25 protein-coding genes are annotated in these 22,898 nt (G+C 58.1%); 10 read left to right on the top strand and 15 right to left on the bottom strand.

Features of this window, described 5'->3' with window-relative positions:
- Positions 1 to 61: 61 nt before the first annotated feature.
- The 11 genes from hypA to BN1936_RS00895 all read right to left on the bottom strand — a co-directional run bounded on the left by hypA (position 62) and on the right by BN1936_RS00895 (position 8,566).
- Positions 62 to 433, bottom strand: coding sequence for a hydrogenase maturation nickel metallochaperone HypA (gene hypA / locus BN1936_RS00845; RefSeq protein WP_022443376.1), 372 nt, complete (start codon positions 431 to 433; stop codon positions 62 to 64).
- On the bottom strand, positions 426 to 1,562 hold the full coding sequence (locus tag BN1936_RS00850) for a nickel-dependent hydrogenase large subunit (protein ID WP_022443377.1): 1,137 nt from the start codon (positions 1,560 to 1,562) through the stop codon (positions 426 to 428). Before BN1936_RS00850 ends, hypA begins: the two co-directional genes overlap by 8 nt.
- The gene (hybE, locus tag BN1936_RS00855; RefSeq protein ID WP_022443378.1) at positions 1,559 to 2,197 is read right to left on the bottom strand and encodes a [NiFe]-hydrogenase assembly chaperone HybE; all 639 of its coding nucleotides are present in this window, start codon (positions 2,195 to 2,197) and stop codon (positions 1,559 to 1,561) included. Before hybE ends, BN1936_RS00850 begins: the two co-directional genes overlap by 4 nt.
- 1 nt (position 2,198) lies before the next feature.
- Positions 2,199 to 2,444 carry a rubredoxin gene (locus BN1936_RS00860; RefSeq protein WP_049686419.1) on the bottom strand — a complete coding sequence of 82 codons (246 nt, stop codon included), beginning with the start codon at positions 2,442 to 2,444 and terminating at the stop codon, positions 2,199 to 2,201.
- A 29-nt stretch (positions 2,445 to 2,473) separates the two neighbouring features.
- Positions 2,474 to 3,292, bottom strand: a complete 819-nt coding sequence (locus BN1936_RS00865; RefSeq protein ID WP_022443380.1) for a hydrogenase expression/formation C-terminal domain-containing protein — start codon at positions 3,290 to 3,292, stop codon at positions 2,474 to 2,476.
- 30 nt (positions 3,293 to 3,322) lie between these two features.
- Positions 3,323 to 3,781: a thioredoxin domain-containing protein gene (locus tag BN1936_RS00870; RefSeq protein WP_049686420.1), complete on the bottom strand. Its 459-nt coding sequence runs from the start codon at positions 3,779 to 3,781 to the stop codon at positions 3,323 to 3,325.
- Between the two features lie 26 nt (positions 3,782 to 3,807).
- Positions 3,808 to 4,137 (bottom strand): HypC/HybG/HupF family hydrogenase formation chaperone, encoded by a 330-nt coding sequence (locus BN1936_RS00875; RefSeq protein WP_022443382.1) that lies wholly within the window; start codon positions 4,135 to 4,137, stop codon positions 3,808 to 3,810.
- 5 nt (positions 4,138 to 4,142) lie between these two features.
- A complete protein-coding gene (locus tag BN1936_RS00880; protein WP_082164411.1) occupies positions 4,143 to 4,799 on the bottom strand; it encodes a HyaD/HybD family hydrogenase maturation endopeptidase in 657 nt (218 codons plus the stop codon).
- A 173-nt stretch (positions 4,800 to 4,972) separates the two neighbouring features.
- Positions 4,973 to 5,686 carry a Ni/Fe-hydrogenase, b-type cytochrome subunit gene (gene cybH, locus BN1936_RS00885; RefSeq protein WP_022443384.1) on the bottom strand — a complete coding sequence of 238 codons (714 nt, stop codon included), beginning with the start codon at positions 5,684 to 5,686 and terminating at the stop codon, positions 4,973 to 4,975.
- An 11-nt stretch (positions 5,687 to 5,697) separates the two neighbouring features.
- Positions 5,698 to 7,470: a nickel-dependent hydrogenase large subunit gene (locus tag BN1936_RS00890; protein WP_049686422.1), complete on the bottom strand. Its 1,773-nt coding sequence runs from the start codon at positions 7,468 to 7,470 to the stop codon at positions 5,698 to 5,700.
- On the bottom strand, positions 7,463 to 8,566 hold the full coding sequence (locus BN1936_RS00895; RefSeq protein WP_049686423.1) for a hydrogenase small subunit: 1,104 nt from the start codon (positions 8,564 to 8,566) through the stop codon (positions 7,463 to 7,465). Before BN1936_RS00895 ends, BN1936_RS00890 begins: the two co-directional genes overlap by 8 nt.
- A gap of 568 nt (positions 8,567 to 9,134) precedes the next feature.
- On the opposite strand from BN1936_RS00895, the gene ccmA reads away from it, so the two are divergent.
- The 10 genes from ccmA to aroD all read left to right on the top strand — a co-directional run bounded on the left by ccmA (position 9,135) and on the right by aroD (position 17,440).
- Positions 9,135 to 9,845 (top strand): cytochrome c biogenesis heme-transporting ATPase CcmA, encoded by a 711-nt coding sequence (ccmA, locus tag BN1936_RS00900; RefSeq protein WP_022443387.1) that lies wholly within the window; start codon positions 9,135 to 9,137, stop codon positions 9,843 to 9,845.
- Positions 9,838 to 10,506, top strand: a complete 669-nt coding sequence (gene ccmB, locus BN1936_RS00905) for a heme exporter protein CcmB (protein WP_022443388.1) — start codon at positions 9,838 to 9,840, stop codon at positions 10,504 to 10,506. Before ccmA ends, ccmB begins: the two co-directional genes overlap by 8 nt.
- A 96-nt stretch (positions 10,507 to 10,602) precedes the next feature.
- Positions 10,603 to 11,334 (top strand): heme ABC transporter permease CcmC, encoded by a 732-nt coding sequence (gene ccmC, locus BN1936_RS00910; RefSeq protein ID WP_022443389.1) that lies wholly within the window; start codon positions 10,603 to 10,605, stop codon positions 11,332 to 11,334.
- 2 nt (positions 11,335 to 11,336) lie between these two features.
- On the top strand, positions 11,337 to 11,534 hold the full coding sequence (ccmD, locus tag BN1936_RS00915) for a heme exporter protein CcmD (protein ID WP_022443390.1): 198 nt from the start codon (positions 11,337 to 11,339) through the stop codon (positions 11,532 to 11,534).
- Positions 11,535 to 11,538: 4 nt separating this feature from the next.
- Positions 11,539 to 12,003 carry a cytochrome c maturation protein CcmE gene (gene ccmE, locus BN1936_RS00920; RefSeq protein ID WP_022443391.1) on the top strand — a complete coding sequence of 155 codons (465 nt, stop codon included), beginning with the start codon at positions 11,539 to 11,541 and terminating at the stop codon, positions 12,001 to 12,003.
- 63 nt (positions 12,004 to 12,066) lie between these two features.
- Positions 12,067 to 14,031, top strand: coding sequence for a heme lyase CcmF/NrfE family subunit (locus tag BN1936_RS00925; protein WP_049686424.1), 1,965 nt, complete (start codon positions 12,067 to 12,069; stop codon positions 14,029 to 14,031).
- A gap of 2 nt (positions 14,032 to 14,033) precedes the next feature.
- On the top strand, positions 14,034 to 14,573 hold the full coding sequence (locus BN1936_RS00930; protein WP_022443393.1) for a DsbE family thiol:disulfide interchange protein: 540 nt from the start codon (positions 14,034 to 14,036) through the stop codon (positions 14,571 to 14,573).
- On the top strand, positions 14,573 to 15,190 hold the full coding sequence (locus BN1936_RS00935) for a cytochrome c-type biogenesis protein (RefSeq protein ID WP_022443394.1): 618 nt from the start codon (positions 14,573 to 14,575) through the stop codon (positions 15,188 to 15,190). The genes BN1936_RS00930 and BN1936_RS00935 overlap by 1 nt, the downstream gene beginning before the upstream one ends.
- Positions 15,187 to 16,476 (top strand): c-type cytochrome biogenesis protein CcmI, encoded by a 1,290-nt coding sequence (ccmI, locus tag BN1936_RS00940; protein ID WP_022443395.1) that lies wholly within the window; start codon positions 15,187 to 15,189, stop codon positions 16,474 to 16,476. Before BN1936_RS00935 ends, ccmI begins: the two co-directional genes overlap by 4 nt.
- Positions 16,477 to 16,639: 163 nt before the next feature.
- Positions 16,640 to 17,440 (top strand): type I 3-dehydroquinate dehydratase, encoded by an 801-nt coding sequence (aroD, locus tag BN1936_RS00945; RefSeq protein WP_157274768.1) that lies wholly within the window; start codon positions 16,640 to 16,642, stop codon positions 17,438 to 17,440.
- A gap of 93 nt (positions 17,441 to 17,533) precedes the next feature.
- Here the strand turns inward: aroD and BN1936_RS00950 are convergent, their stop codons facing one another.
- Genes BN1936_RS00950 through BN1936_RS00965 form a run of 4 tightly spaced genes read right to left on the bottom strand, consistent with a single transcriptional unit; the run spans position 17,534 to position 22,820 of the window.
- Positions 17,534 to 18,244 (bottom strand): ankyrin repeat domain-containing protein, encoded by a 711-nt coding sequence (locus BN1936_RS00950; protein ID WP_022443397.1) that lies wholly within the window; start codon positions 18,242 to 18,244, stop codon positions 17,534 to 17,536.
- 56 nt (positions 18,245 to 18,300) lie between these two features.
- Positions 18,301 to 19,101, bottom strand: coding sequence for a TatD family hydrolase (locus tag BN1936_RS00955; RefSeq protein ID WP_022443398.1), 801 nt, complete (start codon positions 19,099 to 19,101; stop codon positions 18,301 to 18,303).
- 5 nt (positions 19,102 to 19,106) lie between these two features.
- Complete coding sequence (locus tag BN1936_RS00960) at positions 19,107 to 20,957, bottom strand: AMP-dependent synthetase/ligase (protein ID WP_022443399.1); 1,851 nt, start codon at positions 20,955 to 20,957, stop codon at positions 19,107 to 19,109.
- A gap of 6 nt (positions 20,958 to 20,963) precedes the next feature.
- Positions 20,964 to 22,820, bottom strand: coding sequence for an AMP-dependent synthetase/ligase (locus BN1936_RS00965; RefSeq protein WP_022443400.1), 1,857 nt, complete (start codon positions 22,818 to 22,820; stop codon positions 20,964 to 20,966).
- Between the last annotated feature and the right edge of the window lie 78 nt (positions 22,821 to 22,898).

Consider the following 22,898-nt stretch of genomic DNA (forward strand, 5'->3'; position numbering starts at 1 on the left):
GTTTGACTCCTTTAAGTTTAGAAAATCAGTTTATTTCTATTTGTAAATGGAAGTGAGGCTATCAGGAAGCGGACGTATCCGAATCCTCAGGGGTTGACGCCTTGATATCAACGACCCGCATGTCGCGGCCCCCGGAAACAACCACCTGATAACCGCCGCAGATTGGGCAGGCGTCACCGAACCGGTGATACGGGACATCTTTCTGGCAGGTCATGCACCAGGCGCGTCCCTCCGGCCGGTCAATCACGAGCTTCGCGTTATTCGCGACCGTGCCTTTTTTCACTGATTCAAAGGCAAAGGCAAGGGCCTCAATTTCAACATTGGAAAGTTCACCGACCGCAACGCGGACTTCAGAGACCGCGGTGGCGTGGGCACCTTCCGCGGCGCGTTCGACAACGTCAATCACGCCCTCAGCGAGTGAGACTTCATGCATTGGCAGACTCCGTTTCAATTCTGAAGGGGACGCAGGCGTCGAACTGCCGGACAACCAGTTCCGCGCGGGTGCGCCATGAATCCCAGTTGGTAACCCCAAGACGGGACAGCGCCTGTTCAGCGGCTCCGCCAGGAGCGAAATTCCATTCGGTCGGAGCGACGATCGTTGATTCGATCATCTTTCCGTTTTCAATTCTCAGTCGATGAATCAGGGTACCCCGGGCGGTCTCAACGAAGCCGATCCCGACTCCCGGTTCAGGGCTGAATCCGGAAACAAGCTTCTCCGGTTCTTCAAATGACTGCATCCAGGAGCCAAGCTCGAGAAGCCTCGCGTAGAAGTAGAGGAATGTGCCCGCTCCGTTCGCAAGATACTCGGGCATCAGCGCCGGAGACTCATAGCGGCGGCCAAGAGCCGAAGTCTGCGCGGATCCAAGCGTGAGGGACGGTGCCGTGCAGAAACCTTCCTGCGTCAGATGAGCCGCGAGATCCTTCCTCACAGCAGCGCTTGCGGTGCTGAGCGCCGGAACGCTGCTTCGGCCGAGCTCGCGGGGAAGACTGAGCAGATAGGAGAAGACCGGACGGAGAACGGTACTCCTTGAGTCGATCCAGGCTTCCATCTGATCCGTCGGACGCCAGCTGCCGAGTGTCGGAACATCTTCTGTCTGATAGAGCAGTTCGTCCGCGCAGTCAGCGACATCCTTCCGCAGAGCCTCCAGTTCTTTCTTGGAAAGCCGGGAAACACCGGTTACGCGGGTGCGGAGACGGCCGATCAGTTTCGCGTCGCTCCGGGACTCGATATCGAGAGAGCGGGGCAGCTCAAACGCGAGGCAGCGCAGGTGCTCAATCATGGCTTCCAGCTGAACGCCGGCGGCCCAGTTTTCAAGCTCCTCAGCCGAAGGAGCCCCCTCAGCATAGGCCCGGGCAGCTCTCCACGCGGTCGACTGAGCAACCGGGCAGAGGGTGTAAAGCATGGAGATGAGGCTCGGGATCGACTCGTCAGCCTGACGGCCTTCAAGCAGCTTCGACACCATCGGGCCGCGGGTGCTCCGGGTTCTCGCGCTGACAGGAACGCCGTCCTTGGTGTCGACTGTTACGATGATGGCTCCGAAATCAGGCAGCGCACCCTTCATAGTTTCTCCTTGCCGGAAGCGGCCTCGGCACGATCCTTGGCTGCATCAACTGTCTTCGTGAAGATCTCACGGCGGGACATCGGGGTCTTCGTGTCGATCAGAGGGGCCTGAGGTTCAGGATCCGGAGCCTTCGCCGGCGTGAGAGGAATTGCTCCCTCATCCGGGTCCGGCTCTTTGTAGCCCTCTTTCGGCGGATTCAGCATCGTGTCGAGCGAAATCCGGGCGACAGCCTCACCTGTCGCCTGATCACCGATCTCCCATGTCGGGGAGAGGAGCGAGCAGCTCTGATAGCCGCCCAGGTCAGGGTCGAGAACGCCCATGAAGCTGAAGTCACCGCCCGGGAGTTCAACACTGCCGATCTTCGTTTCCGGAATGGCTTTCCAGGTAGCGGGGTCTCCGCACGCGCGGATCACGAGAATCGACCACGGCGTGACAATGCCGCCTACCCACTGCCCATCGACCTTACGGAATGGGACAGAAGAGACGTGCAGCTTCGGATTGAGAATCGGAACCCCTTTCATGCGGGTGTTCGCGATACGCTCGAATCCAGCCCGGAAGAAAGCCTCCGGACTGTCACGGAAAACACGGGTTTTGATTTTCGGCAGAGACCTCTTCTGAGGCGATTCACTCGTCATCCTAGACCTCCTCATCATCGTCAAGAACGATGAACGAATGGTGAGGACAGCCGCAGGCGGGGCAGTCGTAATTGTCCGGGATCTCAGCAAAAGGAGTTCCGGGAGGCACCTGCCACTCCGCGCATCCCTCCGCAGGATCGTATACGAAACCGCACACCTTGCACTGCATGCGGGTCTCAGGCTTGATACGGCTCGCCTCAAGCGTCTTAAGAACGCTCAGCGGGTCATTCGTCAACATTCCGGACATGATTCTCTCCTCAATTCAAACGGATGGAATTACAGCGCGCCGCGGGACAGATCGAGTTCAACCCACTCGATGAGATCGTCCATCTTCTTGATGGCGCCCGGGAGGTCTTCCGCGGTGCTCGGAATTTCAGGAGGAAGCGGCGTTGCTTCAACCTGATCGAGCAGTTCCTTTCCGGCCTTGTTCAGAATGCGGCTGCGCCACAGACCGCGGACTGAAGTCTGACGGATTGTGCTCTTCGCGAAGCCCTGCATCTGAACTTCGATCGTGCCTTCGCCCAGAACCTTATTGATATAGTCCTTGTCATTGGGGGAAAGAGGCTGGCGGGTCAGTTCAACAGCCACCGGGACCATCGTCGGATCAAAATGATCGAAGTCAACGTCCTTCGCGGCGGCATTCAGCTCGGAAATGATCGCAGGCGCAGCGAAAAGTCCCTCCGGCTTCTCAGCCGGCTCTTCAATCTGATCCTTCATGTCACGGGCAGCGTAGGTAAGAACGACGTCGGGAATGTAGGCGACAACGAGCAGATCCTGCTGGCCGATCAGCATGCGCCAGATGGTCGGGACATTTGTCTCTTCCATACGGATCTGGCCTCCGCCCATCGTGATGCGGATTTCCCCCTTGGAAAGTGTGTCAAAGAGGAACTTCTTGAAGGGATCGTCCTTCTGACCCAGATCCGTTACTGAGTGAAGGCGGCCGCCTTCTTTCTGGGTCTTCACCAGCAGGTCGCGGGTTTCGCGGAGCCAGTTCAGGGTCTCGCGGGCAGCAGCGAGCCTTTCCTCAGAGGTGGAGTCCTTCTTGGCCTCGCGGGCAGCGGCGAGGATGCTATCAGCAGAAATAGGAGCTGTCATGTCTGTCAGTAGATTAATGAAAGGGGTTCGTCAGTTGGCCTGGATCGAGATCGTGCGGCGGGCAGGAGCCGTACGGCCGCCGATTTCAGCGAGACCGCTGATGTATTCATTCCAGTTCTTAAGGCCCTGGAGGCCGCCGAGCCACTCACCGTCGCGGTAGAAACCGACAGCAGGGAGACGCGTCAGGCCGAGACGGCTCGCGATGGCGCGGCCCACGGCAGGGGCAGTGAAGCCCTTTGCGGCAATGTGATCCTGGAACACTTTCGCGACTTCAGGAGCGATCACTGCCATGTCAATCGTTTCCTTGAAAGTGGTCGGGTTATCCGCGAAGAAAATGAGAACGAGTCCCTTGGCGGACTTGAACTCTTCCAGGTTTTCCTCGTTCACTCGGACGAAGCCTTCTTTCCCCCAAAGCCGGTTGAAGATCGGATGATCGTCAACGTTGACGATAGTCATCTCGCGGGTCGGGTCATTCAGTTTTGACGGCATGGTCTCTTATCCTTTGTTTTTCTGAATTACTGCTTGTTAACCTTAACCTGAGCTTTCAGGAAGTCGGGAAGTTCGCCCGTGTGTGCCGTGATATCGGCAAAGGCGTCATCAAGCTGGCTCTGCGTGGCGGTACCACTCATCACGTCAGACAGCGCAATGAGGGCAGTGCGCATTTTGATCGCCTCATCCTCTGTCATGCGGCGCTGGGAGGCACCCTGGAATACCAGAAGCCACTCGCCAGGGGTAGCAAGTCCCGTAAGTTCCGTGTTGACGGTCTCGGTCTTTTCACCGGAATCACAGACCGCGGAGAAATTATCGGAAACTGAAACGACCTTCATCGGAATCGCAATGCACATGGTTTTCACTCCTTTTCAGAGATCGGGTTTCCATTCTGATCTCTTTTCACGAAGTACCGGAGGTCTGCATAACGGCAGGCTTCTTCTTCCGACGGACGTCCTTCTTCATAAGGCTTACGCTCAAGACAGGTCTCGGTAAGCGCCTCGGCTTTTTCTCCTGGAGTACGGGGCTCGATCTTGAATCCCCATTCCTTCAGCTGCTTCGCAGCCTCTTTCACCATGCCGGGGACGGCAGCGCTTACTGCGGGAGTAAGGGAACCACCGTAATCCTCGAGATCGCCCGGCTGGCAGCCAAGCACAACAATTTCATCTGGGTAACGGCCGAGGAGTTTCGCGACTGCGAAGAGGTCATTCAGACCCTCCTGGTGCGCGCTCATCTTGGTGTTCAGCCACGGGTTGATATCCTCTTTTTTCAGAACCTTGCAGGTGCCGGGGAGATCGTTGAATTCGCAGGCATCGAAAATAATGATCTTCGAGCAGTTCTCAATGTACTCGGAGAGATAAAAACCAAGCGTACCGCCGTCCAGCACCAGAACATCTTCAGGACACTTCCAGGCTTCGTTGAATGCTTCTACCGCCCGGACGCCGAATCCCTCATCTGCCCACAGGATATTGCCGATGCCCAGAACAACCACGGGGTATTTTTTATTACTGTCTGACATGTGTCTAACCACTCCCTGATGGAACACGAATATTAGCCATCACAAATGTGCGGGAGTGAGGTTAGCAAAAAAAAAAGACCGGAACCACCACCAAGGGGGGGAAGTTCCGGTCTATATCCCTATTCCTATGTACTACCCCCTATCCAAAGGGATAGTACGAAAGGATGTGAGGATTACTTCGCGTGCTTGAACATGCGGAGTCCATTCGTGATGGCGGACATTTCCGTTGCGCCGCCCATGATGTCCTCGCGGGCAGCCATGTAGAAATGGGCCACCATGAAGAGCGTGAAGACATACATCAGAGCGTGATGGAACGTGCGGACTGCCTGAGCGTTATCGCCGAAGAGAGCGAACACCCAGCCGGTCATGATATCCCAGCCAGAGCCGGCGCCGTAAGGCTGTCCATAAAGTGCAAGGCCCGTGATGATGATGCAGAAGGAACCGAGCACGAAGAAGCCGAACATGGCGGTAGCAGCGAGCGGGTTATGCGCCGCGTACTCCGGAGACGTCTTCTTGATGAACAGATAATACAGAGCCTGATCCCAGATGCCTTTCAGGAACTTAAAGGACCAGAAAGGCGGCAGGAAGATCTGATGAGCGTAACGGTTGCCCATGAACGCCCAGAAAATACGGTAGACAAACAGACCAGTGAAGCAGATGCCCGCGATGAAGTGAATCATACGGATATCAGCGAACTGGAACGTCGCCCAGGTATTTCCCAGATTGGCATCCAGAGGACGCCCGATCAGGTAACCGGTGACGATCATCGTAAACATCGTGACGACCATGAGCCAGTGCCAGACACGTACCGGAGCTTCCCAGACGTAAATCGGGCGCTTATCGCCATCACTCAAGTCTACTTCGTAAGTAACCTTATCAATTTTCATGAGGTTCCTCCTTACTCGGATTCGACCTTCGTAATTTCTTTGCCCTCAGGGTCGAAAAGATGAGAAGCGCAGGCGAGGCACGGGTCGAAGGAGTGGATCGTACGAAGGATCTCGAGCGGCTTCTTCGGATCGATGATCGGAGTGCCGAGCAGAGAGGCTTCGAACGCGCCGTGCTGACCATTGGCGTCACGCGGGCAGGCGTTCCAGGTGGTCGGAACCACAGCCTGCCAGTTGGCGATCTTGCCGTCCTTAATGACGCACCAGTGGCTCAGAGCGCCACGAGGAGCTTCGCAGAGGCCGACGCCCTTGCATTCCTTCGGCCAGGTCGACGGATCCCACTTCTCCATGTTGGCAGCCACTTCATCGCCGCCCTTGATGTTGGCGGTGAGGTCGTCAACGTACTTCACCATCAGGTCAGCAGCCACGACCGCGTCGATAGCGCGGGCAGCCGTACGGCCGAGGGTGGAGAACACGGCTTCGAGCGGAAGGTTCATTTCCTTCAGCAGAGCGTCAACCGGCTCCTTGTAGACTTCCTTGCCGAGAGCGTAGCCGATCACGACACGGGCGAGCGGGCCGACTTCCATCGTGTGACCCTTCCACTTCGGGGTCTTGATCCAGGAGTACTTGCCGTCACCGCCGAGCCAGCTGAACTTGGTCTTCGTGCCGACAGAGCCCTTCGGGAGCTCGAAGTGCGGAACGGTCTCACCGTCAAACGGATAGAGGCCGACGTCCTTCTGATCGCCCTTGTCATAGGTGAACCAGGAGTGATCAACGAATTCCTGAATTTCCTTCGGATCGTTCGGGTTGACCGGATGAACTTCCTTCAGGTTGCCGTCAACGATAGCGCCGCCCGGCATCACGAGGTTGTCATTGCTCCAGTCGTTCGGACGGACAGGGAATTCGCCGAAGGAGAGCAGGTTCTTGGAGCTGATGCCGCCGCCATACTTGAACCACTCGGGGTAGAAGGAAGCGATGGCCTTGACGTCCGGCACGTAGACATTCTTCACGAAGTCGACGGTGTACTTGGCGATATCGCGCATGTAGTTCATCGTCACTTCATTGATCATGTCGCCGGCTGCGCCGGTGCCATTCATGTTGATCGGGCAGGGAACGCCGCCGACCAGGTAGTTCGGGTGCGGGTTCTTGCCGCCGAGAATCGTGTGGATCTTAACGATTTCGCGCTGGAAGTCGAGAGCTTCCAGGTAGTGAGCCGTCGCGAGCAGGTTAACCGCGGGCGGCAGCTTCATGGCGGGGTGACCCCAGTAGCCGTTCTTGAAGATGGACAGCTGGCCGCCGGCAACGGAGGCCTTCAGCTGGCGCTGAATATCGGCGAAGTAGCCGGCGCCGTTCAGTTCATGCGTCGGGGAGATCTTCGCTTCGATAGCAGCGGCTTCGCGCGGATCCGCATTCAGAGCGCTGATAACGTCAACCCAGTCCAGAGCGTGGAGCTGATAGAAGTGGGTCACGTGGTCCTGAACGAACAGCACAGCGTTCATCAGGTTACGGATGATGTTGGCGTTGGCCGGGATCTTGATGCCGATAGCACCTTCCACAGCGCGGACAGCAGCCAGAGCGTGAATGCCGGTGCAGACGCCGCAGATACGTTCCGTGAAGGCCCAGGCGTCGCGGGGATCGCGGCCCTTCAGAATCACTTCAATGCCGCGCCACATCGTGCCGGTGGACCAGGCGTCGGCAATCTTGCCGTCAGCGCCCAGAACGGCCTGCATGCGCATATGACCCTCAATTCTGGTCAGCGGGTCAACGACGATACGGGTTTCACTCATGACGATCCTCTCCGATATGCTTGTTATTGGTCTTCGAGCGTGCCTGGACAACAGCGCTGGCCGCGATATGGGCGGCAGCGGCGACGCCGACAACGGCCATCACACCAAGGCCGACCTTGTCAACGGTCGCTTCAACACCACCCCAGCCCGGAGGCAGAACAGTGGTTTCGTGATCATAGAAGGAGCCCTTGTCGAAGAAGTCGGCTTCGGCGCAGCCAATGCAGCCGTGACCAGACTGAACCGGCCAGGACAGGCCTTCGTTCCAGCGGATGGTGGAGCAGGGGGAGTACGTGACCGGGCCCTTGCAGCCAACCTTGTACAGGCAGTAGCCGAGCTTCGCGCCTTCGTCATCGAAATGTTCGACGAACTGACCGGCATCGAAGTGACCGCGGCGATAGCACTTGTCGTGAATACGCTGGCCATAGAACATCTTCGGACGGCCCTGACGGTCGAGCGGGGGCAGACGGTCATAGGTGAGGATGTAGGTGAGAACGCCAGTCATCACTTCGGCGATCGGGGGGCAGCCCGGGACCATAACGATCGGCTTGTCCTTGATCACTTCGTTGATCGGCACAGCGTGGGTCGGGTTCGGCTTGGCAGCCTGGACGCAGCCCCAGGAGGCGCAGGAGCCCCAGCTGATCACAGCCTTGGCGCCAGCAGCAACGTGCTGGATCTTGTTCTTGAAGATTTCACCGCCAGGGATGCAGAACGTGCCGTCGCCGGCGAGAGGCACATTGCCTTCGACCGCGAGGATGTACTGACCCTTGTACTTCGTAATGGTGTCTTCGAGAGCCGCTTCAGCCTGTTCACCGGCAGCTGCCATGATGGTGTCGTCGTAGTCGAGCGAAACCATGGAGAGGACGATGTCCTTGGCGATCGGGTGATAAGAACGGATGAAGGATTCGGTGCAGCAGGTGCACTCAAGACCGTGAAGCCAGACCACCGGAACGCGGGGTTTGGTCTGCATCGCGGTAGCGATATCCTTGGCGCCGGCGCTGCCGAGGCCGAGGCTGGCAGCGGTGAGGGAGCAGAACTGCAGGAAGCTCCTGCGGCTTACACCCTGACGGCGAAGGGCCTCGTATTGTGTTTCAGCCATAGCTATCTCCTATAGAAGCTTTGCGGTTTCCAGATGAAGCAGAGGAAGCCGTTTAGCCACTTTATTTGACGTTTGTTATTGGTAAAACTGTGACTAACGGAAAAAATCCTGCCTCAGTTTTTTGCTTCACCGTAAATTTAAGAAGTGCGGGCCGAATTGGGAATACTTTTTTAAAAACGCATTAGGTTTAAGGCTAAACCCTTGTGTAAATATTTACAGTATCTTGTAGTTTATGAAAATATATCCATATATGGGTAATAATTTGATCTGTATCAGCTATATTCGGTTATAAGTCGAATTATTTTGCGGATGGCGAAAAATAAGGGATTAGTCGGTATTAAGGGTATGTACCTACCAGAAAAAGAGCAGACCTAAAGACCCAATGCGAAGGAAGGGGGAAGGAAAGAATCCTTAAGCAAGGCTTAAGCGCAGATTCCTAGACTCCCGATAGCGTTTTTTGAGGAGGGGAGAATTGCGCCCGAAAAAAGCCCCCTCTCTTATAGCCGGTTCCGCCGGCTGACGCCAGGTTCTATTTATTTACTGACTTAATCATTTCTGCCTTCCAGCCATGAATCAGGATTCTGACCATCAGAAGGCCCCGGCAGCTTCGCTGAGGGCTGAGGGAATCACCTGCGTGAGAGGCGAACGGTGCCTCTATGAAGGACTCTGCTTTGAGGCAGAGCCCGGTGCCGTGCTGCGCCTTGCCGGTCCTAACGGAGCGGGAAAAACCACACTGATGCGGATTGTGGCCGGGCTTCTTACGCCGACCGAGGGCAAGATTTTCTGGGGCGGACGGGATACCAAAGAGTTAGGAGGAGACTTCCGGGCGGATCTCCTCTATATAGGACACCTGAACGGAGTGAAGGAAGAGCTCACGTGTCTCGAGAATCTCCGCACCAACGCGACGCTTTTCGGCCGCGAGGCATCCCGCGAGGCGTGCCTCGATGCGCTGAAACAGGTTGGTCTCCGGGGATTTGAGGAAGAACCCGTTCGGTTCCTTTCCCAGGGGCAGCATCGGCGCGCGTCACTCTCACGGCTTTATCTTTCGGAAGACATTCCGCTCTGGATCCTCGATGAACCGTTCACGGCTCTCGATGTGAAGGGCGTTGCCTCACTCTGCCGCCTGATTGAGCGGCATGCGGCTTCAGGCGGTATCACCCTGATGACAACGCATCAGGAATCGGGGCTCAGCACGCCGGGATACCGCGAGCTTGATGTCTCTGACTTTTCTCCGGCCCGCCGCCGGGCCCGCAGGAATCCGGAGGTGACCCATGCTTAAGCTTTTCCGCGTGATGGTCCGCCGGGATCTGCTTCTTGCTTATCGGCAGAAATCTGACGTCCTGCAGACAGTGTTTTTCTTCCTGGTGGTAATTACGCTTGTGCCGCTTGGTGTCGGAGCAGAGACGGAACTCCTTCGCAGCATGGCTCCGGGCATTGTCTGGGTGGCCGCGCTTCTCGCGGCACTCCTCTCGCTGCCGCGGCTCTTCGCGCATGACTTTGCTGACGGCACGCTTGAGCAGATGGTTCTCTCTCCTGACCCGCTCCCCGTGATTGTTCTCGCGAAGGCATTCGCGCACTGGCTTACGACCGGCGTGCCGATCACCGTTTTCGCGTCGCTTGCCGCCGTGATGTTTGATCTGAAGGCGGAAGTGGCCGCCGTCCTTGTTTTCTCGCTTCTCATCGGCACTCCGGTGCTTTCGCTTCTTGGAAGCGTCGGCGCGGCGCTCACGCTTGGGCTCCGGTCGGGCGGTGTGCTCACATCACTTCTTGTTCTGCCGCTTTATATCCCGGTGCTTATTTTCGGTGCCGGTGCGGCGGGAGCGGTGGCGGTTGCGGTTTCCCCCGCGGCCTATCTGCTGATTACCGGGGCGCTTTCGCTTTTTGCTCTCGCGATTGCCCCATGGGGCAGCGCGGCGGCTTTGAGAATCGCGCTCGAATAACAGCTCGGGATGATGCGGCGGTTCTCCGCCCTTTTATCCCGGAAAAATAAAAAAGCATCTGTCTATATATAGAGACTTCAGTCTGGAACAGCAGCTATGAGTTTTCCAAATTTTTCGGATCCACAGTGGTTTTATGAAACCTCGCGGCCGATCGTGATCGGCTGCTACATCGTGGCCTTTGTCCTTGCCGTGATAGGCATCTACATGGGCTTCTTTGTCACTCCGATCGATTACCGCCAGGGCAATTCCTACCGCATCATCTTCATTCACATTCCGTGCGCCTGGATGAGCCTCTTCACGTACCTCATGATGGCCTTCTATACGATCTGGGCGCTGGTCACGAAGTCGAAGATGGCCCCGGTATTTGCGGTCGCGATGGCGCCTACCGGCGCGATCATGGGCTTTATTGCACTCTTCACGGGATCCATGTGGGGCCGTCCCACCTGGGGCACGTATTGGGTGTGGGACGCACGCCTCACCAGCATGCTGATTCTTTTCTTCCTTTATCTCGGTTACATCGCCCTTCATACAGCGTTTGACGACTGGAGAAAGGCAGACCGGGCCGCCGCGGTGATTGCGATTGTCGGCGCGCTCAACGTTCCGATTATTTATTTTTCCGTCCGCTGGTGGAACACCCTGCATCAGGGCGCGTCCATTACGACGCACGGCACCTCGATGGAAACCACGATGTTCTACACCGTGCTCACCATGGTGGCCGCGATGTGGATCTACTGCACGGGGGCGATCGTGCGGCGCGCTAGGACAGTGGTCCTTGAACGCTATCGCCGCGAACCCTGGGCTCGCGCAGCTGCTGCCAAGGAGGCTTGATTATGCATTGGGAAAGCGCATCGGCATTCTTCGCCATGGGCGGGCACGGCTTCTGGGTCTGGATGGCCTGGGGTATGGCGCTCGCCGCTGTGATTTTTGAAAACATTTTCCAGTCAGTCCGCCGCAAGGCGGCACTTGACGCCATCCGGCGCATTGAACGCGCTGAAAAGCAATCCGAGCAGGTATCGGACGAGGAGTAGAAACATGGCCAGAAACGTATCCAGAAAAAAGGTTCTGATTCTTGGAGGTATCGCTTTTGCGGTCATTGTGGGCGCGGGCGCGCTCATCTACTCGGCTATGTCCGAGAACGTGGTGTTCTTCTATTCACCGACTCAGGTAGCCGCCGGCGAAGCGCCGCATGACCACACGTTCCGTGTGGGCGGCATGGTGAAGAAGGGCACCGTGGCCACGTCAGGTGACGGTGTCACAACGAGTTTCACGGTGACAGATGACAACAAGGACGTGCCGTGCATTTACAATGGCGCGCTTCCTGACCTGTTCGCCGAGAACACCGGTGTTGTGGCTCAGGGCAAGCTGAACGCTTCAGGCACGTTTGTTGCCACTGAAGTGCTCGCGAAGCATGACGAAAAGTACATGCCGCCGGAAGCCGCCAAGGCAATGGAAGACGCAAAGAAGGCGAAAGCCGCCAAGCAGGGTGCGTCGATCTGACGGCGCGGGACCGGCAAAGATTCAATTAAGCAACACAGGCAATAAGGAAACGGAGAAAGTCTCGTGATACCAGAACTCGGACACTTCGCTCTCATGCTGTCGCTCGTCATCTGCCTCGTGCAGGGCGTGCTGCCGCTTGCGGGCTCATTTTTGAAAATCAGGAGCTGGGTCGATCTTGCGCGTCCAGCGGCCGTAGCGAATGCGCTCTTCCTCACAATCGCGTTCGGAATCCTCGCGTGGTGCTTCCTCACGAGTGACTTTACGGTGCTGAACGTGGCGAATAACTCCAATTCGCTGCTCCCGTGGTACTACAAGCTCGCCGCGACGTGGGGATCGCATGAAGGCTCCATCCTCTTCTGGGTGGTGTGCCTCAGCTGGTGGACCTGTGCGGTTGCCTTCTCGGCCCGCTCGATTCCTGAGATTACCCAGGCCCGTGTGATTTCGGTTCTCGGTCTCGTCTCAGTCGGCTTCCTTCTCTTCATCCTGATGACGTCGGATCCGTTTGCCCGCCTCTTCCCGCCGGCACCGGAAGGCGCCGACCTGAATCCGCTTCTGCAGGATCCGGGCATGGTGTTCCATCCGCCGCTTCTCTATCTCGGTTATGTGGGCTTCTCGGTGCCGTTCGCTTTCGCGATCGCGGCGCTCCTCGGCGGCCGTCTCGATATCGCATGGTCCCGCTGGATGCGTCCGTGGACTACGGCGGCCTGGGTTCTTCTCACGCTCGGCATCGCGCTTGGCTCCTTCTGGTCGTACTACGAACTCGGCTGGGGCGGCTGGTGGGCCTGGGACCCCGTGGAAAATTCCTCGTTCCTTCCGTGGCTGACCGGTACGGCGCTCTTCCACTCGCTCGCGGTGACCGAGAAGCGCGGCTGCTTCAAGATCTGGACCGTGTTCCTCGCGATTCTCACCTTCTCGCTTTCGCTGCTCGGAACGTTCCTCGTCCGCTCGGGCGTTCTCACGTCGGTGCACGCTTTCGCGGCTGATCCGTCCCGCGGTCTCTTCATCCTGATTTTCCTCTGCATCGTGATCGGACTTTCGTTCGCGCTCTTCGCCTGGAAGGCGCCTGAAGTGGCTTCCGGCGGAAGCTTTGCGATCGTGTCCCGCGAATCGATGCTCCTTGTGAACAACATTTTCCTCGTGGTGGCAATGAGCGCGGTGCTGCTCGGCACCCTTTACCCGCTGATCCTCGACGCGCTTGGTCTCGGCAAGATCTCGGTCGGAGCCCCGTATTTCGACGCGGTTTTCGCGCCTCTCATGCTCCCTGTGATTTTCCTCATGGCGATCGGACCGCTCGTGCGCTGGAAGGAAGCTGAGCTTGGGAGTCTCGTGAGCCAGATGGCCCCGTCCTTCATTGTGTCTCTCATCGCAGCTGTCGCGATTCCCTTCGCGATGGGGGAATTCAAGGTCTGGCCGGCCGTCGGTTTCTTCCTTGCTTTCTGGGTGCTCTGCTCGATCATTCACGAGATCCGCGTGGGATCCCGCAACGCGAAGACGGTTTCTTCCGGTTTCCTCCGTCATGGCCGCAGCTGGTGGGGTATGCAGCTCGCCCACCTCGGTATCGGTGTCACGGTGTTTGGTATCGCGATGGTAATGGGGTACGAAGCTGAGCGCGATGTCCGTATGGTGCCGGGTGACGTGGTTACGGTCCGTTCTACCACCTTCAAGTTCAATGGCGTCACTGAAGCACGCGGCCCGAACTATCTTTCGAAGAAGGGAGACATCACGCTGATCGAAGGCGGACACGAAATCGGTCATCTCTATCCTGAGAAGCGAGACTACTTCTCAAGCCGCGGCATGCCGATGACGGAAGCCTCCATCCTGCACCGCGTGACGGGCGATGTGTACGTCTCTCTCGGCAATCCGACAGCTGACGGCGGCTGGGTTGTGCGCGCGTACTCGAAGCCCTTTGTGCTCTTTATCTGGGGCGGCACGCTGCTCATGGCGGTCGGCGGTCTGTTCGCGATTACGGACCGCCGCTACTGGAAGAAGGCCGCGAAGCCTGTGGTCGGTGCTGCGGGAGCTAACTGATTATGAAAAAGCTGAAGTATCTTCTGCCGCTTGCGCTCTTTATCGTGCTGGCGGGGTTCCTCGTGAAGGGACTTTATCTGGATCCGCATGAGGTGCCTTCGCCCCTCATCGGGAAACCTGCTCCGGCGTTCCAGCTGCAGGATCTGAATCATCTTGACCGCACGGTGTCGAGTGATGAGCTTAAAGGGAAGGTCTGGCTTCTGAATGTCTGGGCATCCTGGTGCGAAAGCTGCCGGGAAGAGCATCCGTACATCATGCAGCTTGTCCGCAGCGGCGAACTGAAGAATACGGTCGTGGGACTCCAGTACAAGGATAAGGTGGCTCCCGGGCTCGCGTTCCTTACGCAGTACGGCAATCCTTACACCCTGGTGCTTCGGGATCCAGAAGGTCAGACCGGCATCAATTTCGGTGTCTATGGTGTTCCGGAGACCTTCATCATTGATAAGAAGGGCATCATCCGTCACAAGGTGATCGGGCCGATGATGCAGAAGGAATGGGCGAACGACGTGAAGCCGCTCCTTGCGAAACTGGAGGCTGAGTAATGAATCGATTTTTGACCGTACTGTTTGCTTTTGGGACGGCCGTGATCTCAGCGTCAGCCTTGGCAGCGCCCGAGGCGTCTGCAGAGGCGGTTCAGCCTTCCGCGGCCGCTGCTGCTGTGGCTTCTGCTCCTGCCTCGGCGCCGGCTGCTTCGGCAGATGCTCCCCGTATGGAAGCCCATGAGGCGGCTTCTGACGAATTCGATCCGGTAAAGAACAAGCGTCTTCTCGCCATTGCCGAAAAGCTCCGCTGCCTCGTCTGCCAGAACCAGACCATTGCGGAATCGAACGCGGATCTCGCGATCGATCTGCGCCGTCAGGTGCGGGAGCAGATTGCCGAAGGCCGGACTGATGACGAAATCATCAGCTACATGACGGACCGTTATGGTGACTTCGTTCTTTATAAGCCGCCTTTCAAGGCATCGACAGTCATTCTCTGGGTTGGCCCGATCGCGCTTCTCGTGATTGTGCTTGCCTGGTATTTCGTGACTGTGCGTCGCCGCAGAAAGCAGCCTGAAGGCGAGGGAAGACCGCTCACGCAGGCAGAGCGCGAGGAGGCGGAGCGTCTGCTCGGTATCCGTCCGGATGATGAAGATTCCCCGAAGGAGAGCCGCAAATGATGATGGCATTTTTTGTTCTGATCGCCGTGATTTTCTGCGCGGTCGCTGTGGCGATCCTCGGGTTCGGCCTGCGTTCCAAGCGGGTGTCGGGCCGGGCTGAAAGCGAACTCGTGCAGACAAACGTCGAAGCCCTGAAGGCGAGCTACGCGGATCTGAAGGCCGGGCATGACGCGGGAAAGATTTCGGACGATGAGTTCGAGGAAACCCGCGCAGAGCTTGAGCGCCGGGTGCTGGACGAAAGCCGCGCCACGGAGTCGCTCGATAAATCCGATAAGCGTGAGCGTCTGACGACACTCGCCTTTATCGCGGTCTTCATTCCGATCGCAGCTGCGGTGATCTACTGGCGCTTCGGTACCTGGGACGCCATGAATCCGGCGATCGCCGGCATGCAGGCCCAGAATGAGTCGGGCGGTCACTCGATGGCTCAGCTGGATGAACAGCTCGCGAAGCTTGAGAAGAGCCTGCAGGAAAATCCGAAGAACGTGAACGGCTGGATGCTTCTCGCCCGTACAAACGACGCCCTGAAGCGCTTTGATAAAGCGGCTGCCGCTTATGAGAAGCTTTCCGCGCTGGTTGACGGCGAAACGAAGGCTGAGGTTCTTGCCGATTGGGCTGACTGCCTCGCGGCAAAGAATGGCTCGCTTGACGGAAAACCTGAGGAGCTGGTTGACCAGGCTCTGAAGATTTCCCCGAAACTCTGGAAGGCGCTCGCGCTGAAGGGCACCGCCTACTACAACCGAAACCAGTTCAAGGAGGCCGCGGCCACCTGGGAAAAGGTCTTGGCGGATCAGAAGCCGGGGTCTGAGGACTATCAGAGCGTTCTCAACATGGTGAATGACGCCCGTACGAAGGCCGGCATGAAGCCTCTCACGGGGCCGAGTTCCGTTACCCGTGTGGAACCGAGTCCGGTGTCAGAAGCGGCCGGAAGCCAGCGTGTGGTGTCGGTCTCCGGGACCGTGAGCCTTGCGGCTGACCTGAAGGCCGGTCTCTCAGGGAACGAAACTGTATTCATCTTCGCGCGCCCCGTCGAAGGCAGCCGCATGCCGGTTGCTGTGACCCAGGTGAAGGTGTCGGATCTTCCCGCAAAGTTCACGCTGGACTCCAACATGCGGCTTCCGGGCGGCATGGGGGAAATGGAATCCCTGAAGCAGGTGGTTGTCGGTGCCCGCGTGTCGAAAACCGGTAACCTGATGCCGCAGCCAGGGGACCTGGAGGGCGATACACCCGCGGTCGCGGTCGGCAGCTCCAACCTTGTCGTGAAGATCACGAAGAAACTCGCTCAGTAACTTCAGAAGTTTCTTCTGATTCTCTATACCGCTTCCCGGCGCAGTGATGTGCCGGGAAGTTTTTTTAGGCGAGAAGACCGGTTTCAGGCTGTCTTTCTCTGCCGTTCCGCTAAACTTTACTCATTCGGCTTTCCGACAGTTTTTGAAAAAAGGCGGCGCAGTCATGTCAGCAGCAGACACTGAAAAGAAGATTTCCCGGACCCATGTCATCCCCGGCAAGGGAAAGAGGATCGGGGAGGGCGCGCCCGGCATTCTCGTTTCGGCGACAGGACGCACGCCTGAGGCGATCCTTGAAGCCGTGAAGCGGCTTGCCGCTGATCCGGCAATTGACGGAATTGAGCTGAGGCTGGATCACCTCGATTCTGGCCGGAACAGTGATCAGATTCTTGAAATCACAGGGCTCGTGAATCAGGCTTATGCAGCCGCTTCCGACAAAATCCTCATTGCCACAGTGAGGACCGGGAAGGAAGGAGGAGAGGCAAGCTACACAGCGGCTGAGTACCTGCGTCTTCTCGGGAGTCTCATCCGGTACTCCCGGATGGATCTGATAGATCTTGAGGTGTCGCGCGGTGAAGCGATTCTCGCGCCGCTCGTTGAAGCTGCGCACACGGCCGGTATCGGCGTGATCATGAGCAGCCATAATTTCTCCGAAACGCCGGATTCCGCCGTACTCCGTGAGACTCTGGAACTCGAGCGGAAGCTCGGGGGGGACATTCTGAAGCTTGCGGTGATGCCCCGGAAGGCGTCTGATGTGGCAAGACTCCTGCTTGTGACAGCGGAGGCCCGTGAAGCGGGGCTTGGTCCGCTTGTCACGATGGCAATGGGGCCGCTCGGTTCCATCTCCAGAGTCTCAGGCGGTATCTTCGGCTCGGCGCTCACCTTTGCGATGTCCGGCACGGCATCGGCCCCAGGGCAGATGGCGGTGGAGGATGTAAAACGGTCACTCGGGCTTTTCTCCGTCTGACAGAAATCGGTGAACGACAAAAAAGCTGCAGTCTCTATTCAGAGCTGCAGCTTTTTTCATGGGAAGAGGAGATTCAGAACTTCGTTTCCCTGATTACTTCGCGCACTTATTGGTGGCAAGGAGATCAGCAAGCTTCGTGTCCGTCGTGGTCTTATTCGCGCGGACCATATCGGCCGGGCTCTGACCGTGATCGTTGCAGAGGTCCTTGCGGGCACCGGCCTTCAGGAGGCGCTCGATACAGGGGCGGTTCGCGATGCGGGCCGCCATGAAGAGCGGCGTGACGCCGGACTTCGTACGGACATTCACATTCGCGCCTTTCTTGATGAAGAGATCAACGAGTTCAGCAGAGCCTGCAGCCGCAGCGTAGTGGAGGGGAGACCAGCCGGAGGTACGGTCAACGATGGCACCCTTAGCGAGGAGCGCCTTCACGAGCGGCACATTCTTCTTATAGGCCGCGACCATCAGAGCGGATTCGCCCGACGGATTTGCCTTATCCACATCAAGCCCCTTCGCGTTCAGCAGCAGGTCGATCACGTCAGTGTTATCCGCGCGGATAGCATAGACGAGAGCGGGGTCGCCGTTCGGCATCTTCACGTTCGGGCTGTAGCCCTGGGCGAGCATCTTCTTCACTACGTCGCCGCGGTTATTCTTTACGGCGCCGGTGAAGTTGGCATAGAGCTCTTCAGGGCCCATCTGAGCCGCGGAGGCGGCTGCCGGGAAGCTGAGCACCGCGGCCGGCGCGAGCGTCATCATGGCGGCGGCAAAAGCCGATGCGAGCGTAATCTTCAGAGAAGTCTGTTTCATGCTTTCAATCCTGTGTATTCCAAAAGCGCTTCCGCATGGGAAAGAGCCGGGATGGCTCATTCTCCGGAGACCGGCGGCGGGAGGCGGAAGAACCGGCGGGCGTTGGCCTCGGTCATGCGGGCTGCCTCTTCAGCAGCGATCTGATGCAATGCGGCTATTTTAGCGACGGTATACGCGACAAAGGAAGGTTCATTCCTGCGTCCGCGCTTCGGTACAGGCGCCAGATAGGGGCAGTCAGTCTCTGCAAGAATCCTATCCATGGGGATCGCGGCGCAGGCGTCCTGAATTGCAACAGAACGTTTAAATGTCATATTTCCGTTAATGCCGATCATTCCGCCGGCATCAAGCGCTTTTTTGGCCACCTCAGTAGTAGAGGAGAAGCAGTGAAGAACAAATCCCGTTTCCCCGGCATTTTCGGATTTCAGGATATCGACCGCTTCAGACTCCGCGTCCCGTGCATGGATGATGAGAGGCTTCCCGAGGCGCTTCGCGGCCTCAATATGGCGGAGAAACCGCTCGACCTGCCACGGGCAGGGGGGCTTATGCCAGTAGTAATCAAGCCCGGTTTCCCCGACCGCAACGAAGTTCGGATCTGAGTTCGCGCTGCAGATCTCCTCAACAGTCGGTTCGTGACCCACATCCTGATACTCCGGATGCAGCGCCCAGGCGCCCCAGAGATAGCCCGGGTGCTGACTGAGGAGCGCCCGGAGCGGTTTGAGCTCCGGGTCCTCGCAGCCGATGACGACAGCTCCTGTCAGCCCGGACTCTTTCATGCGGGCAATCACTTCCTCCCGGTCCTCATCAAACTCTTTTGAATTGATGTGGCAGTGGGAGTCGAAAAGCCTCATCTCGGTCATGCCGGTCAGGCCTTGTTGTTCGCGTAGAGCTCTTCGATCAGCGCGAGATAGTGCTTCGTGATCACGCGGCGGCGCAGTTTCATCGTGCTGGTCGTCATGCCGTTTTCAGGCGTCCAGTGTTCGCTCAGAATACGGACAGCGCGCGGCACACCGTACTGTGGGAACTGACGCGTAAGCTTCCGGATCCGCTGCAGCACAGCACGCTGAGCCTGACGGCTTTCGTAGGAGGCGGGATCTTTCGGGTCGAGCGAAAGTTCGGCACAGAAATTCTCCCAGCGCGTCGGGTTAACGACAACGAGCACTGCGACAAACGGCCGGTCTTCACCGATGATCATCACCTGCTCAAAAAGCGGATCCGACTGAATGGCGAACTCGAGATCCACCGGCGGAATCTTTTCACCGGTGGAAGTCACGATGATTTCCTTGATGCGGCCCTTGATGCGGATACGGCCGCCGTCAGAGAGATCCGCCTGGTCACCGGTCTTCAGGAAACCATCCTCCGTGAAGGTTTCCTTCGTGGCGTCCGGACGGTGCCAGTAGCCCTTCATCACCTGAGGTCCGCGCACGAGGAGCTCATCATTCGCGCCGAGCTTCACCTCAATGCCGGGGAGAGGCTTGCCGACTGTGGTCGGGTGATTGCCGACCGTTTCCGACATTGAAATCACCGGGGCCGATTCCGTGAGGCCATAGCCCTGGCGGAGATTGATACCCATGGCGCAGAAGAATTTCGCGATGGAGTAATTCAGGGCGGCGCCGCCTGAGATCAGATCACGGATACGGCCGCCGAAAAGGGCCCGGACTCGGGTGCCTATTTTCGCGTCGAGATCAGGCCACGCGGCGTCATCCAGTTCCTCGCGCGGGCTGTGCTCCACAGGAAGGCTGTTCTTGCGGCAGAACCGGCGCCAGCCCACTTCCTGCGCCCAGGCAAGGGTCTGAACGGCGGCTTCACCTTCGGAAGCGATCTGATTCACGAAGTTCGTATGAATCTTTTCCAGAACGCGCGGCACGGTGTTCATCGTGGTGGGCTGCGCGTGCTGCATGTCTTCCGTGAGTGACTGAATACCGCGCGAAATCACAAGCTGAGAGCCAACTGCGACGGCGAGATAGTAAGCGACCGTACGCTCAAAAGCGTGGGAGAGCGGCAGGTAGCTGAGGGACACATCCTGCTCGGTGAGCGGGAGACACTGCCAGGTCTGGCTGCAGTTCGCAACAAGCGAGCTGTGAGTCAGCATGACGCCCTTCGGGCGGCCGGTGGTGCCGGACGTGTAGACGAGAGCCGCGAGATCTTCCGGAGCAGGACGGTCCGCGGGATCGATTTCGGCGTATTCGCCGGCGGCGAGCCAGTCTGTCACCGCTTCGACGCGCGGTGTGCCATGAAACTCTTTTTCAGTCGGGGTGTCAGAGCAAAGCACCACGGTGCCGAGGGCCGAGAGATCAAGCGTCGGATCGGCATCCCGGATCGAGTGCCAGCGGGCTTCGGACGCTGTGACCAGTGCCCTTGCGCCGCTGTCCGAGAGGACAAAGGCGCAGGCGGAAGGCGTATCGATTGCATGCATCGGCACAGGGGTCATGCCGCAGGCGAGCACAGACTGGTCAATCAGAAGGGATTCGATGCTGTTCGTGAGAAGCACCGCGACGCGGTCACCTTTTTTCAGGCCGGATGCCTTGAGGGCCTTCTGCCAGCGGCGGACTGCGGACAGGAATTCCTTCCACGTGATGGAGGCCCAGGCCTCAGTCGCCCGGTCAAACCACTGATAGGCGATACGGTCAGGCCACGTGGCAGCCGTATGCTCAAGCATCTCAGGGAGCGTTCTGCAGCCCTTCGGAAATTCCGGATAGGTATTCATTTCAGTCATTCTGTATCACTCACCTCGTTTCGCGTAGAGTTCGTCGATTTCCTTCTCAAGGTTCGCGAGGATTATCCGCCGCTTCAGCTTAAGCGTCGGGGTCATTGTTCCATTTTCAATGGTCCAGGGAGAGCGCGTGAGGTAAACATCACGCGGCACTCCGTAATTGGGGAAGCTGCGGGTTGCCGCCCGGATCCGCTTCGTCACAGCAACGCGCGCGGTGCGGCTTCTGAAGCTTTCCGAATCAGTCGGATCTAGTGACAGGCTTTCGCAGAGCTTTTCCCATTCAAGCGGATTCACGACGACAAGCGCCGTGATGAACGGGCGGTTTTCTCCGACCACCATCACCTGATTCACGAGCGGATCCATCCCGATTGCCTGTTCAAGGTCGTCCGGCGGGATCTTTTCACCGCTCGAAGTCACGATGATTTCCTTGATCCGGCCTTTGATCCTGATCTGGCCGTCTGAATAAATCTCAGCAACGTCTCCGGTGTGAAGCCAGCCATCAGGATCGATCGCCTTCGCGGTTGCCTCGGGAAGCTTCCAGTAGCCCTTCATTACAGACGGGCCTCGTACCAGCAGTTCGTCACCATCCCCGAGTTTTGCCTGAACATTCGGCAGAGCCGGTCCGACGGTGTTCGGATTGATGGCCCCCATTTTATTCACGGCTATGATCGGCGAATGTTCAGTCATGCCATACCCCTGGACGATCCGGATGCCGAGACCGAGAAGAATCCGGGATACCGCTGGATTCAGCGCGGCGCCGCCCGATACAAAGCAGTACACGTCGGGGTGCTCGCCGAACGCGCGGCGGACCACAGAGCCAACTTTGCGGTCGAGGAATCCTGACACAAGCGGATCCAGGAGTGAGAGCGCGCCGCCTTCAACCGGGAGATGATTCTCGCGGCAGAAATTCCGATAGCCGACATCAACCGCCCAGTGGAAGATCTTCTGGGCAAAAGGCGGCTGCTTCTTCACGGTCTGGAGAATCTTCGCGCAGATCTGCTCATAGATCCGGGGGACCCCCATCATCACGTTTGGGGACGCAAGCTGCATATCCTGGGCGAGCGTCGCGATCGAGCGGCAGAAAATAATTGCGTTTCCCATGCCCATGCCGACGTAGTAGGTCGTCGTCCGCTCAAAGGTATGCGAGAGCGGCAGGAAGGAGAACCAGCGGTCATGAGGCCGGGGGCATAGGTGCTTCAGCACAGCGCGCACATTGCAGAGCACGTTGAGGTGCGTAAGCATGACGCCCTTCGGGCGGCCGGTGGTGCCGGAGGTATAGACGAGGGCTGCGAGATCCCCTCCCTTCGGAGGCGGAGGAAGCGGTGTTCCGGCGCCTTCTTTTAAGAAGGTTTCGAGGGGAATCACTCTGGGGTGAGCGTCGGAATCTTCGGCCGGAACCTCATCATCCGTGATCACAACGAGCTGCAGGTCGGGAAGGTCGACGCCGGAGGTGCGGATCCCCTTCCACTTGAGGTACTTGTTTGTCACGAGCACCTTGGCGCCAGAGTCTGAGAGGATATAAGCCGAGGACCCTGGGGTGTCGATCGAATGGAGCGGCACCGGGGTCAGGGCGTCAGAGAGGACACCCTGATCGAAGCAGATCGCGTCAATCGAATTCGGCATCAGCATGGCGCATCGGTCGCCGCGGGTGAGGTTCAGTGCTGCGAAGGCCTCGCGCCAGCGCTGAACCCGGGCATCCATTTCCCTGAATGTCAGGCTGATCCAGCGCTTCTCTCGGGCACTGTATTCGCGGAAGGCTTCGTCATCGCCCCGGTCCGGAAGGTTATGCGTAAGCAGCTCGGGGAGCGTCTGCAGTAGATCCAGGCTCTTCGCCCGGGCTGCTGAAGTATCAGTTTGCTGAGCCAATTTGTATTCCTTCTGATCTTTCCGGAGTTTGGCAGCCGCGGATCGGGGGCGCGCCGCTGCAGACTTTCCAGCTGTCCA

This window comes from Dakarella massiliensis (assembly GCF_001182045.1).
Lineage (GTDB): Bacteria > Pseudomonadota > Gammaproteobacteria > Burkholderiales > Burkholderiaceae_F > Mesosutterella > Mesosutterella massiliensis.

Excerpts from the sequence above, each read along its gene's own strand:
- BN1936_RS00895 (WP_049686423.1), bottom strand. The coding sequence starts at position 8,566 with ATGGCTGAAACACAATACGAGGCCCTTCGCCGTCAGGGTGTAAGCCGC.
- BN1936_RS00950 (WP_022443397.1), bottom strand. The coding sequence starts at position 18,244 with ATGAAACAGACTTCTCTGAAGATTACGCTCGCATCGGCTTTTGCCGCC.
- BN1936_RS00955 (WP_022443398.1), bottom strand. The coding sequence starts at position 19,101 with ATGACCGAGATGAGGCTTTTCGACTCCCACTGCCACATCAATTCAAAA.
- ccmD (WP_022443390.1), top strand. The coding sequence starts at position 11,337 with ATGCATTGGGAAAGCGCATCGGCATTCTTCGCCATGGGCGGGCACGGC.
- hypA (WP_022443376.1), bottom strand. The coding sequence starts at position 433 with ATGCATGAAGTCTCACTCGCTGAGGGCGTGATTGACGTTGTCGAACGC.
- BN1936_RS00875 (WP_022443382.1), bottom strand. The coding sequence starts at position 4,137 with ATGTGCATTGCGATTCCGATGAAGGTCGTTTCAGTTTCCGATAATTTC.
- cybH (WP_022443384.1), bottom strand. The coding sequence starts at position 5,686 with ATGAAAATTGATAAGGTTACTTACGAAGTAGACTTGAGTGATGGCGAT.
- BN1936_RS00880 (WP_082164411.1), bottom strand. The coding sequence starts at position 4,799 with ATGTCAGACAGTAATAAAAAATACCCCGTGGTTGTTCTGGGCATCGGC.
- BN1936_RS00870 (WP_049686420.1), bottom strand. The coding sequence starts at position 3,781 with ATGCCGTCAAAACTGAATGACCCGACCCGCGAGATGACTATCGTCAAC.
- ccmI (WP_022443395.1), top strand. The coding sequence starts at position 15,187 with ATGATGATGGCATTTTTTGTTCTGATCGCCGTGATTTTCTGCGCGGTC.
- hybE (WP_022443378.1), bottom strand. The coding sequence starts at position 2,197 with ATGACGAGTGAATCGCCTCAGAAGAGGTCTCTGCCGAAAATCAAAACC.
- BN1936_RS00960 (WP_022443399.1), bottom strand. The coding sequence starts at position 20,957 with ATGACTGAAATGAATACCTATCCGGAATTTCCGAAGGGCTGCAGAACG.
- ccmC (WP_022443389.1), top strand. The coding sequence starts at position 10,603 with ATGAGTTTTCCAAATTTTTCGGATCCACAGTGGTTTTATGAAACCTCG.
- BN1936_RS00935 (WP_022443394.1), top strand. The coding sequence starts at position 14,573 with ATGAATCGATTTTTGACCGTACTGTTTGCTTTTGGGACGGCCGTGATC.
- aroD (WP_157274768.1), top strand. The coding sequence starts at position 16,640 with ATGTCAGCAGCAGACACTGAAAAGAAGATTTCCCGGACCCATGTCATC.
- ccmE (WP_022443391.1), top strand. The coding sequence starts at position 11,539 with ATGGCCAGAAACGTATCCAGAAAAAAGGTTCTGATTCTTGGAGGTATC.
- ccmA (WP_022443387.1), top strand. The coding sequence starts at position 9,135 with ATGAATCAGGATTCTGACCATCAGAAGGCCCCGGCAGCTTCGCTGAGG.
- BN1936_RS00930 (WP_022443393.1), top strand. The coding sequence starts at position 14,034 with ATGAAAAAGCTGAAGTATCTTCTGCCGCTTGCGCTCTTTATCGTGCTG.
- BN1936_RS00860 (WP_049686419.1), bottom strand. The coding sequence starts at position 2,444 with ATGTCCGGAATGTTGACGAATGACCCGCTGAGCGTTCTTAAGACGCTT.
- ccmB (WP_022443388.1), top strand. The coding sequence starts at position 9,838 with ATGCTTAAGCTTTTCCGCGTGATGGTCCGCCGGGATCTGCTTCTTGCT.
- BN1936_RS00890 (WP_049686422.1), bottom strand. The coding sequence starts at position 7,470 with ATGAGTGAAACCCGTATCGTCGTTGACCCGCTGACCAGAATTGAGGGT.
- BN1936_RS00850 (WP_022443377.1), bottom strand. The coding sequence starts at position 1,562 with ATGAAGGGTGCGCTGCCTGATTTCGGAGCCATCATCGTAACAGTCGAC.
- BN1936_RS00865 (WP_022443380.1), bottom strand. The coding sequence starts at position 3,292 with ATGACAGCTCCTATTTCTGCTGATAGCATCCTCGCCGCTGCCCGCGAG.